This window comes from Streptomyces sp. NPDC093085 (genome assembly GCF_040683935.1).
Classification (GTDB): Bacteria; Actinomycetota; Actinomycetes; order Streptomycetales; family Streptomycetaceae; genus Streptomyces.
Genome location: NZ_JBFBFB010000004.1, coordinates 109161 through 122286, shown reverse-complemented (window position 1 = coordinate 122286; position 13126 = coordinate 109161). Strand labels below are relative to the sequence as shown.

Annotated in this window: 10 protein-coding genes and 1 riboswitch; of the genes, 9 read left to right on the top strand and 1 reads right to left on the bottom strand. The window is 74.5% G+C overall.

The genetic code is table 11. The features are described from left to right. Positions 1 to 268 precede the first annotated feature (268 nt). The 4 genes from AB0O07_RS14290 (at position 269) to AB0O07_RS14275 (ending at position 6316) form a co-directional block, all read left to right on the top strand. On the top strand, positions 269 to 1654 hold the full coding sequence (locus tag AB0O07_RS14290; protein WP_365631842.1) for a S1 family peptidase: 1386 nt from the start codon (positions 269 to 271) through the stop codon (positions 1652 to 1654). 268 nt (positions 1655 to 1922) lie between these two features. After that, entirely contained in the window at positions 1923 to 3107 is a 1185-nt protein-coding gene (locus tag AB0O07_RS14285) for a 4-hydroxybenzoate 3-monooxygenase (RefSeq protein ID WP_365631839.1), read from the top strand. A 547-nt stretch (positions 3108 to 3654) separates the two neighbouring features. After that, the gene (locus tag AB0O07_RS14280) at positions 3655 to 4998 is read left to right on the top strand and encodes a hypothetical protein (RefSeq protein ID WP_365631836.1); all 1344 of its coding nucleotides are present in this window, start codon (positions 3655 to 3657) and stop codon (positions 4996 to 4998) included. Then, a complete protein-coding gene (locus AB0O07_RS14275) occupies positions 4991 to 6316 on the top strand; it encodes a hypothetical protein (RefSeq protein WP_365631833.1) in 1326 nt (441 codons plus the stop codon). Before AB0O07_RS14280 ends, AB0O07_RS14275 begins: the two co-directional genes overlap by 8 nt. A gap of 144 nt (positions 6317 to 6460) precedes the next feature. On the opposite strand, the gene AB0O07_RS14270 is transcribed toward AB0O07_RS14275, so the two are convergent. Next, positions 6461 to 7141, bottom strand: a complete 681-nt coding sequence (locus AB0O07_RS14270; RefSeq protein WP_365631830.1) for a response regulator transcription factor — start codon at positions 7139 to 7141, stop codon at positions 6461 to 6463. A 111-nt stretch (positions 7142 to 7252) separates the two neighbouring features. Continuing rightward, positions 7253 to 7438: riboswitch (cobalamin riboswitch) on the top strand. A gap of 212 nt (positions 7439 to 7650) precedes the next feature. On the opposite strand from AB0O07_RS14270, the gene AB0O07_RS14265 reads away from it, so the two are divergent. From AB0O07_RS14265 to AB0O07_RS14245, 5 genes are all read left to right on the top strand, one after another. Beyond that, positions 7651 to 8700 (top strand): ABC transporter substrate-binding protein, encoded by a 1050-nt coding sequence (locus AB0O07_RS14265; RefSeq protein WP_365632997.1) that lies wholly within the window; start codon positions 7651 to 7653, stop codon positions 8698 to 8700. Positions 8701 to 8783: 83 nt separating this feature from the next. Beyond that, on the top strand, positions 8784 to 9779 hold the full coding sequence (locus tag AB0O07_RS14260) for an iron chelate uptake ABC transporter family permease subunit (RefSeq protein ID WP_365632993.1): 996 nt from the start codon (positions 8784 to 8786) through the stop codon (positions 9777 to 9779). Then, complete coding sequence (locus AB0O07_RS14255) at positions 9776 to 10633, top strand: ABC transporter ATP-binding protein (RefSeq protein WP_365631827.1); 858 nt, start codon at positions 9776 to 9778, stop codon at positions 10631 to 10633. Before AB0O07_RS14260 ends, AB0O07_RS14255 begins: the two co-directional genes overlap by 4 nt. 105 nt (positions 10634 to 10738) lie before the next feature. Then, on the top strand, positions 10739 to 11311 hold the full coding sequence (locus AB0O07_RS14250; RefSeq protein WP_365631824.1) for a GNAT family N-acetyltransferase: 573 nt from the start codon (positions 10739 to 10741) through the stop codon (positions 11309 to 11311). Positions 11312 to 11386: 75 nt separating this feature from the next. Next, positions 11387 to 12955, top strand: coding sequence for an ABC transporter substrate-binding protein (locus AB0O07_RS14245; protein ID WP_365631821.1), 1569 nt, complete (start codon positions 11387 to 11389; stop codon positions 12953 to 12955). Positions 12956 to 13126: the final 171 nt, after the last annotated feature.

Genomic DNA, 13126 nt, shown 5'->3' with positions numbered 1-13126 from the left:
CACACGCCCCGTGGCTCTTCACGGCCGCTGACGGCGGGATCCGGCGCACGGCCCCGCAGGGCCCGTTCCCTTGATTTTTTTCGCGGGGCGCCCCGACAGGGATCCCAGCAGGTGGGGACGGGCGTGGGGGAGGGCTGCGGAGGGGGTGAACTCGGTTGCGGGGAAGTTGTGTTGAACGCCTCTCGGGCCCCGTCCGTATTCAGGCCCATAGCGCGTTCCACGTCTGCTGCCGGCGAGCGGACTCCCGTCCCCCACAGGAGGTCTTGAGTTGAGCCACAAACGCATACCCAAGCGGAAGTTCGTCTTCGCCGGGGGTGGCGCTGTAGCCATTGCGGCGGCCGCGATCCTGCTGCCGAACGCCAATGCCTCGCAGGACGGCGAGCCGGAGCTGACGCCGAAGAAGGTCAACGCCGCGGCCGCCGGGGAGCTCGCGTCGCAGATCGCGGCCCAGTTGGGTGACGCGGTCGCCGGGTCGTTCTACGACTCCCAGAAGCAGCAGGTCGTCATCAATGTCGTCGGCAGCAACAACAAGGTCGAGCTCCAGGTCAAGCAGGCCGGTGCCGTCGTCAGAAACGTCAAGAACAGCACGGCCGCGCTGAAGGCCGCCTCGAAGACGCTGAAGGCCGAGGCGACCGTTCCCGGCACCGCCTGGTCCATCGACCCCAGGACCAACCAGGTCCAGGTCACCGCCGACAGCACCGTCACGGGTGACGGGTGGAACCGGATCGAGTCGACCGTCAAGTCGCTCGGCTCCGACGTCGCCCGGATCCAGCGGAGCGCGGGCGCGTTCAAGCCGCTGGCCGAGGGCGGTGACGCCATCTTCGGTGGCGGCGCGCGCTGCTCCCTCGGGTTCAATGTCGTGACGGCGGACGGCGCCCCCGGCTTCATCACCGCCGGGCACTGCGGCGTCGCCGCCGCCGAGTGGTCGGACGCCCAGAACGGGCAGCCGGTCGCCACCATCCAGGACGCGACCTTCGACCTGGGCGGCGACTTCGCCCTCGCCACGTACGACGACCCCACGACCGAGGCGCCCAGCACCGTCAACACGGGCAACCAGACCGTGAACATCGTCGGCGCCGAAGAGGCGACCGTGGGCCAGGAAGTCATCCGGATGGGCTCCACCACCGGGCTGAGCGACGGCGCGGTCACCGGGCTGGACGCCACCGTCAACTACGGCAACGGCGACATCGTCAACGGCCTCATCCAGACCGACGTCTGCGCCGAGCCGGGCGACAGCGGCGGCTCGCTCTTCACCGCGAACGGCGGGGCCGTCGGCCTCACCTCCGGCGGCAGCGGCGACTGCACCGTCGGCGGCATCACCTTCTTCCAGCCGGTGACCACCGCGCTGGACGCGGTCGGCGCGCAGATCGGCGACGGCGGCAACGGTGGCGGCGGCAACGGCAATGCCGGTAACGGCAACGGCGGCAATGGTGACGGTGGCGCCGACCAGGGCGCCGTTCAGGGCGCTGACCAGGGCAACGGCAATGGTGGCGCCGGTGCGGCGGACGACGCGGGTGCTGTGAATGCCGGCGCGGGTGACGCGGGCGACGCCGGTGCCGGTGACGGCAACCAGGGCCAGGGCCAGGGCAACAACGGCAACGGAAATGGCAACGGCAATGGCAAGGGCGGCGGCAACGGGCACAACAACCAGTAGTCGCTACTGAGCTGCTGAAGGGCCTCACCGCCGGGTGGGGCCCTTCAGCCGTGTCCAGCCGTGTCCAGCCGTGTCCAGCCGTGTCCAGCCGTGTCCAGTCGTGTCCAGTCGTCTTCAGTCTTCTCCGCCGTCCACCGGGGTGGGCTTTCGTTGTACGGGGGCGTTGACAGGTGTCCCTGGTCAGCACAGACTCGGGGCCCGGAAAAGGACGGACTCCGGCTCCTTCCGGATGAATACCGTCGGACAACGGGACGGGCGGGGGAAGTTGATGCGTACCACCGTCGGCATCGTGGGCGGCGGCCCGGCCGGTCTGCTGCTGGCCCGCCTGCTGCACCGCGCGGGCATCGCCTCCGTCGTGCTGGAGAGCCGCGACCGGGGGTACGTCGAGCGGCGGCAGCGCGCCGGGATCCTGGAGCAGCCCACCGTGGACGCGCTGCGCGCCGCCGGGGCCGGGGCCCGGATGGACCGGGAGGGGCTGGTCCATGACGGGATCGAGCTGCGCTTCGGCGGGCGGGGCCACCGGATCGACTTCCCCGGACTCACCGGCGGGCGGCGGGTGATGGTGTACGCGCAGACCGAGGTGGTCAAGGACCTGATCGCCCTCCAGCTCGCCGAGGGCGGGCCGCTGCTCTTCGGGGCGGAGGCGCTCGCGGTGACCGGCGCCGACACCGACACGCCCGCCGTACGGTTCCGGCACGAGGGGCGGGAGCAGGTGCTGACCTGCGATTACGTCGTCGGGTGCGACGGGTTCCACGGGGTCGCCCGGGACGCCGTACCGGAGGGCGTGCGGACGACGTACGAGCGGACCTACCCGTACTCCTGGCTCGGCATCCTCGCCGACGCGCCGCCCGTGTACGAGGAGCTGGTGTACGCGCACTCGCCGCGCGGCTTCGCGCTGGCCAGCATGCGCTCCACGAGCGTCAGCCGGCTCTACCTCCAGGTCCCCAACGGCACCGACCCCGCCGACTGGCCCGACGCCCGGATCTGGGACGAGCTGGACGCCCGGTTCGCGCTCGACGCGGCGCCCGGGTGGCGGCTGGAGCGCGGGCCCGTCACCGCCAAGTCCGTGCTCCCCATGCGGAGTTCGGTGACCGAGCCGATGCGGTACGGCCGGGTGCTGCTGGCCGGGGACGCCGCGCACATCGTCCCGCCGACCGGGGCCAAGGGGCTGAATCTGGCCGCCGCCGATGTCATCGTCCTGGCCCGCGCCCTCGCCGCGCGGTACGCGACCGGGTCCACGGAACTCCTCGACACGTACTCCGCCACCGCGCTGCGCCGGGTCTGGCGGGCCGAGCACTTCTCGTACTTCATGACCACCACCCTCCATACCGACCCCGCGCAGTCCGCCTTCGACACCCGGCTCCAGCTCTCCGAACTCGACCGGATCGCCGCGTCCCCGCACGCCGCCGCGGAACTCGCCGACAACTACACGGGCCTGGCTTTCGGGGGGTAGCGGAGTCGGGGGGCAGCCGACTCGGCGGGGAGCGGACTCGGGGGCGGTGCCGGCCGAGTTCCCGGGCGCCGCGTGCCGGCCCGGCTCAGCGTTGGCCAGAGCTCGGATCTCCGCCGAGGCCGCCCGTACACTGGGGCCCTTTCCGCACGTACCCCTGCCCACCCCCATGAGGCAGGGGTGCGTGCGGCCGCGGTGGCCGCTCACCCCCGAGAGCGGTCGCGGCGCCAGGGCCCTGACGCGTGAAACGGTATCGCCGGACGCCCTCGACGTGTGACGGTCATTCGACCGACAATTGCCGGAGAAAGAGCGACGGATGAGGCGCCGCATGGTGCATGAGCCGGATGAGAACGACACGGGTCCCTTAAGGGGCCTCCCTCAACAGAGTCAGGGCCGCCCGGACGGTCCGGGCGGTCCGGGCGGTCCGGGCGGCCCTGACGGTCCTGACAGTCCGGGCGGTCAGGGGCCGGACCAGGCCCGGGTTCCCGTGAGCGCACCCACACCCGGGCCCGCACCCGCACCCGCCCCCGGGCCCGCCGAGCGTGAGTTCGTGGCGTTCGTGTTCCGTTACGCCCACCCGATCCGGGCCGTCGTCGTCTGCTCCGGCGCCGCGCTCGCCGTCCCCGCCATGCCCGTGCCCGAGATGGCCGCCGCCTCGGCCGTCTCCGCCGCCGTCATCGCCTGGAGCGTCCTGTACTGCCGGCTCGCGCTGGCCGGCCGCCATCCGCGCGGGCTCCTCGGCGCGGACCTCGCCGTGTTCGCCGGGGTCTGTCTCACGCAGCACCTGACCGTCCCCGACTCCCAGACCCGGTACGGCAGTACGTGGGTGCTGGTCGTCATCAGCATCGTCGCGGTGGCCTACCAGCTCACCCACCCGGCCAGGATCGCGCTGCCGGTGGCCACGCTGCTCGCCGCCGTGGACCTGGCGGGGGTGGCCCTCGACCGGCCCGACGGCTGGACGTACGCACTGCCCAATGTCGGCTGGCTCTTTGTGCAGACCCTCCTCTGCCAGGCCATGTACCGGCTCATTCTGCGGGGCAGCAGAGCCGCCGACGCGGCGGCGGCCCGGGCGGAGGGGGCCCGGCGGCGGCACGAGATCGCCCAGGCGCAGCGGGCCGCCGAGCGGGAACACCTCGCCACGCTCCACGACACCGCGTGCGCCACGCTGCTGATGGTCTCGGCGCACGGCCGCTCGCTCAGCCCGGCGGTGGTCCGCGCCCAGGCCGCGAAGGACCTGCGGCGCCTCGCCCTCGCCGACCCGCCGGCCGCCCGGGATCCGGGCGCCGCCCCGGGCGCACCGGCCGGCCCCGCCGCCCCGGACCCGGCGGCCCCGGCCGATCTGACCCGGGAACTCCTCGCCGAACTCGACGGCCACCCGCTCTCCGTCCGTACCGCGTTCGACCGTACGCCCGGCTCCCTCGGCCAGGTACCGGGCCCCGTCGCCGTCGCCCTGCGCGGTGCCCTCGGCGAGGCGCTGCGCAATGTCGCGCGGCACGCGGGGGTCCGTACGGCCACGGTGACGGCCACCCGGGGCAGACCTGGGGGACCCGGCGGATCCGACCGGCCCGGCGGACCCGGCGGATCCGACCGGCCCGGCGGATCCGACCGGCCCGGCGGACCCGACCGGCCCGGCGGACCCGGCGGATCCGGCCGGCCCGACCGGCCCGCACCGCGTACGGGTTACGCGCGGGCCCTGGACGCCGGGGTGTATCTCACCGTCACCGTCGTCGTCCGCGACGAGGGGCACGGCTTCGACCCGGCCCGGGTCTCCGCGCACCGCCGGGGGCTGGCCCGTTCCGTCGTCGAGCGGATGGCGGCGGCGGGCGGCGCGGCCACCGTCGACTCCCGGCCCGGCGCCGGGACGACCGTACGGCTGGAGTGGCCCCGTGGCTGACCGCGCGCGGCCCCCCGGCGGCAACGCCCCCGGCCCCCGGCCCGACCCGGGGGCCGAGCGGATCGCCCGTGCGCTCCGTTCCGGGCTCCGCGCTGCCGGGCTCTTCATCCTCACCGCCGTCCACCTCGGGCTCGCCCTGCCCGCCCTCCTCGCCAGCCTGCGCGGCTACCAGCGGCCCTGGGTCCAGCTCGCCGCTTTCACCCTGCTCACCCTCCTGATCATGGCGGACGCGCTGCTCGGCGCCGACCGGCGCGGGCGGCCCCGCTGGTGGGTGGCGCTCGGGCTGGCCTGCGCCCTCGTCGCCTCCGCCGTCTCCACCGGCGACCTGCCCGTGGGGGACTTCGTCGGCACCCCGCACTGGACCTTCCTGGAGATCGGCTGGTTCGGGGTGCTGCTGCTCTTCGACGCCGGGTTCGGGCCCACGCTCCTCTTCATCGGCGGCCATCTCCTCCTCACCCTCGGGCAGTTGCTCCTCGCGGGCGACCCGGGCCGGCAGGCCGCCGCCGGGATGGCCGTCAGCGCCCTCGCCATCTGCACCTTCCAGGTCGCCGCCGCGATCCTCGCCCGCTCGCTGGGCGACTGCGCCGCCGCGGCGAGCGCGACGGGGCGCGAGCGGGAGCGGGTCCGTACGGAGGCCGCCGTGGCCGCCCAGATCCACGCCGACCAGCGGGCCCGCTACGCCGAACTCGACTCCTCCGTGCTGCCCCTGCTCACCGGCCTCGCCGACGGCACGCTGGAACCGGGGGACGAGGCGGTACGGCGCCGCTCCGCCATCGAGGCGGCCCGGCTCCGGCGGCTCTTCGCGGAGCGCGACCACGCGCACGACCCGCTGCTCCACGAATTGCGGGCCGGTATCGATGTCGCCGAGCGCCACGGCGTCGATGTCCAGCTCGCCGTGCGCGGCGCCTCGGCCCCGGTCGACCGGCGGCTGCGCCGCGCCCTCACCGAGCCGGTGCTCGCCGCCCTCGCCACCGCCGAACGCAGCGCCCGCGCCACGGTGATCCGGGGCGGCGGCCTGATCCGGGTGAGCGTGGTGACGGACGCGCCGGGGACGGAGATCCCGGGGGCGACGGAGGGCGGCGACGGCAACGGTGGCGACGGCGGCGAAGGGGCCGGGGCGGCGGTGCGGGTGCGTACCGTACGGAGCGAGGGGCGGCTCCGGGTCGAGGCGTCCTGCACCGTCGGCGCCGGGGCCGCGGGAGGGACCGCGGGAGGTGCCGGGGGAGGGGCCGGGGGGCCGGGGGCCGGGTCAGGGAAGCCTCGTACCCGTACCCGAAGCCCTGTCTCAGCCGCCCCCGACGCCTCGGCCTGCGGCTAGCCGGTCCACCGCCGGCCTGCGGCTGGCCGGTCCACCGCCGGCCTGCGGCTGGCCGGGCCGGCGTTGGTGGGCCCACCGTCGGCCGGTCCACCGTCGGCCGGTGCGTCGTCGGCCGGTCCACCCGCCGGCCGGCCACCGCCCCGCTCAGAGCTCGTCCAGCGAGGTCCACCCGTCCTGGATGGCCCGCGCGACCAGGTTCGCCTTGGTCGTCGCGGGGCGCCCGGCGTTGGCGTACTTGATGCGCACCCGCTCCAGATAGGTGTTGACCGTACGGACCGAGAGCCCCAGGCTCTCCCCGACCATCGCCTTCGACTCCGACTGGAACCACTCCAGCAGCACCTCCACCTCACGCGGGGTCAGCGAGGGCCGCCCCGTCCGCGCGTCGCTGCCGAACGCCCCGGCCAGCGCGGGCGGCGTGTACGGGCGGCAGTCCGCCGCCGCCAGCGTCGCCGCCATCAGATGGCGCTCGCCCTCCGCCTTGGTGAGATACGTGAACGCGCCCAGGTCCAGGCAGGTCAGGGCGGTCTCCTGGCTGTCCTGCATCGTGTAGACGATGACCTGCCGCTCCCCGGCGACGAGTTGGCGCAGTTCGGGGTAGGCGGGCACGCCGTTGGCGAGCTGGAGATCGAGGACCACCACATCCGCCTCCCGGCCGGGACCGGTGGTCGCCACCGCGACGGAGGGCCCCTTGGCGACCACGGTGATGGGGCGTTCGGAGGCCGCGTACCAGGACTCTATGCCCGCGAGGACCACCGGGTGGTCGTCGATCAGCGCGACCGTCACGGGGGCGGTGGCGGCAGTCGCCGGTGACGTGGTTTCGGCCATACGGCATTCTCCGGCGCCCCGGCGCGGGGTGTCCGCCATCCTGCCGGGACGAGGGCCGTACGGGCCGGGAAAGTGCCCGAAAAGTAGGGGGGCGGGGCGGAAAACCGCCTGTGATAGCTTGCCGGGGCCAGTCGTACCCAGGCACCTGGGTCAGGGAATCCGGTGGGAATCCGGAACTGACGCGCAGCGGTGAGGGCGACGGGCGGGGCATCGGCCACTGGACCGCACTCGGTCCGGGAAGGCGCTCCGTCCGCGTGACCCCGAGTCCGAAGACCTGCTGGCGGCCCCCGTCCGCGGACCGTCGGCGGGGGAGCACCGTACGACCGGGCTCCGCGCATGGGCCCTCGACGCAGAGGAACGACCCCGTGCCGATCGCACGTCAGCTCACCCGTCCCTTCGGCGCCCGCATCTCCGGCCGCCTCCCCCGGACCCGTACCTCCCGGGCCCGTACCCCCCTTGCCGGCCCCTTCCTTGCCGGCCCCTTCCGCGCCCGCCTCTCCGGGCCCCGTATATCCCGGGCCCGCCGGGCCGCGCTGCTCCTCGCCGCCGGGGCCCTGCTGGTCACCGGCTGCGGCGGGCCGGGAACCTCCGGCGCCACGGACGGGGGCGGAGCGCCGGGCAAGGGCACGGCCGCCGCCCGTACCCTCACCAACTGCGGCGAGACGGTACGGGTCGACGCGCCCCCGCGCCGGGCCGTCTCGCTCAACCAGGGCACCACCGAGATCCTGCTCTCCCTCGGCCTCGGCGACCGCATGGCGGGCACCGCCACCTGGACCGACCCGCTCCCCGCCGGCCTGGCGAAGGAGAACGCCAAGGTCCCCCGGCTGGCCGAGAACAACCCCTCCTTCGAGAAGGTGCTGGACGCCGAACCCGACTTCGTCGCCGCCTCCTTCGTCTCCACCCTCGGCAAGGGCGGCGTCGCCACCCGGGCCCAGTTCGCGAAGGTCGGCGTCCCCACGTACGTCTCGCCGTCCGACTGCGTCAAGGACAACAGCGGCGACGGCGACGGGACCCGCGCCAAGCCGCTGACCATGGAGGACATCTACGGCGAGATCCGCGACCTGGCCACAATCTTCGACGTCCGGGAGCGCGGCGACCGGCTCGTCGCCGAGCTCAAGGCGCGGATGGCCAAGGCCGTGGCGGGGATCGACGCGAAGAAGGCGGGGGACGCGACGTTCCTCTACTGGTTCGCGAACTCCGACTCCCCGTACATGGGCGGCTGCTGCGGCGCGCCCGGCATCATCACCCACGCGGTCGGCGCGCGGAACGTCTTCGACGACACACACGACGAGTGGCCCCAGATCAACTGGGAGACGGTCGCCGACCGCAACCCCACCTTCCTCGTCATCGGGGATCTCACGCGCAGGCAGGAGACCGCGGAGACGGCCGAGAAGAAGATCGAGTTCCTGGAGAGGAACCCGGTCACCAAGAACATGGACGCGGTCAAGGAGAAGCGGTTCGTCAAGGTCAGCGGGCAGGCGATGAACCCCAGCATCCGTACGGTCGAGGGCGTGGAGCGGGTCGCCGCGGCCCTGCGCGCCTACGCGCCCGCCGCGTGACCACGGTGCCGCTCATACGGGCGCCCCGCCCCACCCCCGGCCCCGGGGCCGGCCGGTCCGCCTGGTCCGGGCGGACCGGATGGGTGGGATGGGCCGGGGGGATCGTGGCGCTCGTCCTCTCCGTCGCCGTCGCGATCACCATCGGCCCGGCGGACATCCGGGTCCCGGACGTCTGGTCGGTGGTCGCCGCGCATCTGGGGTGGGGCGAGTCCACGCTCACCCCGATCCGCGACGGCATCGTCTGGAACCTGCGGCTGCCGCGCACCCTGCTCGCCGCCGTCTGCGGCGCCGGGCTCGCGGTCTGCGGCGCGGTCATGCAGTCGCTGCTCCGCAACCCGCTCGCCGACCCCTTCGTGCTCGGCGTCTCCTCGGGGGCGTCCACCGGGGCGGTCCTGGTGGTCGTGCTCGGGGTCGGCGGAGGGGCGCTCTCCGTCTCCGGCGGGGCGTTCGCCGGCGCGGTCTGCTCGTTCGCGATGGTGCTGCTGCTCAGCCAGACGCTGGGCGGGACGGTGGACCGGGTGGTGCTCTCCGGGGTCGCGGCGATGCAGCTCTTCTCGGCGCTCACCTCGTTCGTCGTCCTCACCGCCGCCGACGCCGAGACGACGCGCGGGGTGCTCTTCTGGCTGCTCGGCTCGCTCAGCGGCGCGGGGTGGGGCGATGTGCGGATCTGCGCGGCGGTGCTCCTGGTGGCGCTGGCGGTGTGCCTGGGGTACGGACGGACGCTGGACGCCTTCGCCTTCGGGCAGGAGGCGGCGGGGCACCTCGGCGTCTCCGTCGCCCGTACGCGCGTCGTGCTGCTCTGCGTCACCGCGCTGCTGACGGCGGCGCTGGTCTCCTCGGCGGGGGCGATCGGCTTCGTCGGCCTGGTCCTGCCGCACGCGGCGCGCGCCCTGGCCGGCCCCGCGCACAGCAGACTGCTCCCGGTCACCGCGCTGGCCGGGGCGATCTTCCTGGTCTGGGTCGACACCCTGGCCCGTACGGTGCTCGACCCGCAGGAGGTCCCGGTGGGGGTGGTGACCTCGCTGATCGGGGTCCCGGCGTTCGTGCTGGTGCTGTACCGGGGGAGGCGGGTCCGATGACGTACGGGGAGAAGACGGAGTCGGAGGCGGCGACGACGGGGGAGGGGCCCGGCCCCGGCCTCGCCGCCGACCGGGTCTCCCGTACGGCGGCGGGGCGGCTGATCCTCGACGGGGTCTCCCTCGCGCCCCGGCCCGGCTCCACCGTGGGGCTGCTCGGCCCGAACGGCTCCGGCAAGTCCACCCTGCTCCGGCTGCTCTCCGGCGTCCTGGCCCCCGCCTCCGGTGTGGTCACCCTGGACGGCGAGCCGCTGGCCGCCGTGGGGCGCCGGGCGGTGGCGCGCCGGGTCGCCGTGGTGGAGCAGCAGACGGACACCCAGGTCGACCTGACCGTCCGTGATGTCGTACGCCTCGGCCGCATCCCGCACCGCAGGGCCTGGACGCCGCCGTCCGGCGAGGACGAGGAGGCCGTAGGGACCGCCCTGGAGCGCACCGGGCTCACCGACCGCGCCGGGCAGTCCTGGCACACCCTCTCGGGCGGGGAGCGCCAGCGCGTCCAGATCGCCCGGGCCCTCGCCCAGGCGCCCCGCGAACTCCTTCTGGACGAGCCGACCAACCACCTCGACATCCAGCACCAGTTGGAGCTGCTCGGCCTGGTCGCGGCCCTCCCCGTCACCACCGTCATCGCCCTGCACGACCTCAACCTCGCCGCGATGTACTGCGACGAGGTCGTGGTCCTCTCCCGGGGCCGGGTGGTCGCGGGCGGCACCCCCGGCGAGGTGATCACGGAGGCGCTGATCGCGGAGGTCTACGGGGTACGGGCCGCCGTCACCCGGGACGAGGACGCGGAGGGCCGCCCGCATGTCCGCTTCCTGGGCACGGTGCCGCGCGCCCGACAGGGTGCCTTTCCGTCCTGACACCGTCATGCCGTAACAGGGCGTCGGGGCAAGGTGATCCATCCCACCAACCGGACCCCGCCTCCGGTCTGCCCTTCCCCACCCCTTGTTGCATATGATGCGCAAGTGCCTGCCTACCGCATCCGAACGGCGACCCCCGAGGACGCCGACGCCGCCCGAGCCGTGATGCTCGACACCGTGTACCACGACTTCGGTTCGGGGTACGTGCCGCGCTGGCACGGCGACATCATCGACATCGAGGCCGCCTATCTCACCCCCGTACGCCACACGCTGCTGGTCGCCGTGGCGGAAGGCGCGGAGGGCGCGGAGGGTATGGAGGGCGCGGAGGTCGTCGCCACCGCCGCGCTCGACTCCCGGGGGCCCGCGCACCCGCCCAACCCCCGCTGGCTCGCGGAGCGTTACCCCTCCGGCGAGACCGCGCACCTGCGCCGGGTGTACGTACGGCCGGACCACCGGCGCCAGGGGCTCGCGCGGGCGCTCGTCCGCGAGCTGCTGGAATTCGCGGTGGCGGACGGCGGTTACCGTTCCGTCTACCTCCACACCGACCCGGCGGTCACCGGCGCCGAGCCCTTCTGGCGGTCGCTCGGGAAGGTGGTCTGCGACGAGCGGGAGCCGGCGGAGGGGGTCCCCGGGGTCCCGGCGGGGACGGTGCACTTCGAGATCCCCATGACCTGGTGAAAATGATTATCAGGTAACCTCTTTTTCTGTCTTGCCCGCCACCGAACTGTCTTGCCGCCACCGAGAAGAAGGACCATGCGCCCTGCCCTCCGCCGCCGCCCGGCCGCCGGTCTGCTGCTCGTTCCCCTGCTCGCCCCGCTGCTCACCGGCTGCTTCGCCGGGGGCGGGGGCGGAGGCGGCACCGACGGCTCGGGGTCCGGCGCCGCCGGTTCGCGGCTGCGGGTCGCGCTCGCGTTCCCGCCGTCCGAGAACTTCTCCCCGTACGGCGCCGACGCGACCCTCCTCAGCCGGCTCGGCGTCACCGAGGGGCTGACCCGGCTGGACGGCAACGGCTCCGCCGTGCCCGCGCTCGCGGAGTCGTGGCGCCAGGAGGGCGACCGGGGCTGGGTCTTCACCCTGCGCGAGGCCACGTTCCAGGACGGGGAGCCGGTCACCGCGGCGTCGGCCGCCGCCGCGCTCACGCACGCGACCCGGGCGCGCCCTGCCCCCGCCGCGCTCTCGGGCACCGGGCTGACGGTGAAGGCGGAGGGTGCCCACACGGTCCGTATCACCACGGCCGCCCCCGACCCGGTCCTGCCCCTCCGGCTCGCGGGCCCCAGCCTGGCGGTGCTCTCCCCGAAGGCGTACGGATCGCAGGCGTACGGAACGGATGGTTCCGCCCAGGGGAAGGCCGCGCGGGGGCCCGATCCGGTCGGCCACGCCACCGGTCCTTTCACGCTCACCAAGGTCGACGGCGCCTCCTCCGCCACCCTCGACCGCTTCGACGACTACTGGGGCGGGCGGGCCCAGGCGGCCGGGATCGACGCGAAGTTCATCGCGGACGGCACCGCCCGTGCCAACGCCCTGCGCTCCGGCGAGGAGGACATCGCGGAGGCGATACCCGTCTCGCAGGCCTCGGCCCTCCCCAAGGGCGTCGCCCGCGAGGTGCCCACCGCGCGCACCACCAGCCTCGTCCTCAACACCCGCACCGGCGCCTTCGCCGATCCGGCGGTACGGGCCGCCGCGCGGGAGGCCCTCGACACCGCCGTCCTCGCCAAGAACGTCTACGAGGGGTACGCCGATGCGGGCCAGGGCATCTTCGGCCCCGCGCTCACCTGGGCTGCGGGCGGGCGGCAGCGGCCCGCGGGGCGGGCGGAGGCGGCCACCCCCGCCGAGGTCAAGGGCGCCGCGATCACCCTCGCCACGTATGACAACCGGCCCGAGCTGCCGGAGGTCGCCCAGGTCGTGCAGCAGCAGTTGGAGAAGGCGGGGTTCACCGTCAAGCTGACGGTCCGTGAGTCCTCGCGTATCGAGGGCGACGCGCTCGCCGGGAAGTTCGACGCGTTCATCGGCGCCCGCAACACCATGCTGGACACGGGGGACCCCGTCTCCGTCCTCGCGAGCGACTACACGTGCGACGGTACGTACAACATCGCGCAGCTCTGCGCGAAGGACGTGGACCGCGCGGTCGCATCCGCCGAAGCGGTGGCGGACCCGGGCCAGCGGCGGCGCGCGGCGCTCGCCGCCGAGGCGAAGATCCTGGCCACGGACGCCGTCGTCCCCCTGGTCCACCAGCGCAACATCGTCGGCGTCGCCACGTCCGTACGGGGCGCCCTGCTCGACCCGTACGAGCGCACCCTCGTCGCCCCCGGCACCCGCCCCTGACCACCCCCGACATGAACCGACCCCCGCCCGCCCGGCCCCAGGGGCCCACGCCCCCGGGCCCGGCAGCGCCGGCCCGTACCGGGTCTTCGGGTCCGCCTGCACCGACCCCCGGCGGCGCCATACCGAGCGGGGCCGCGCCCGCCGATCCGGCCGTGCCGGACCGTGCCGGAC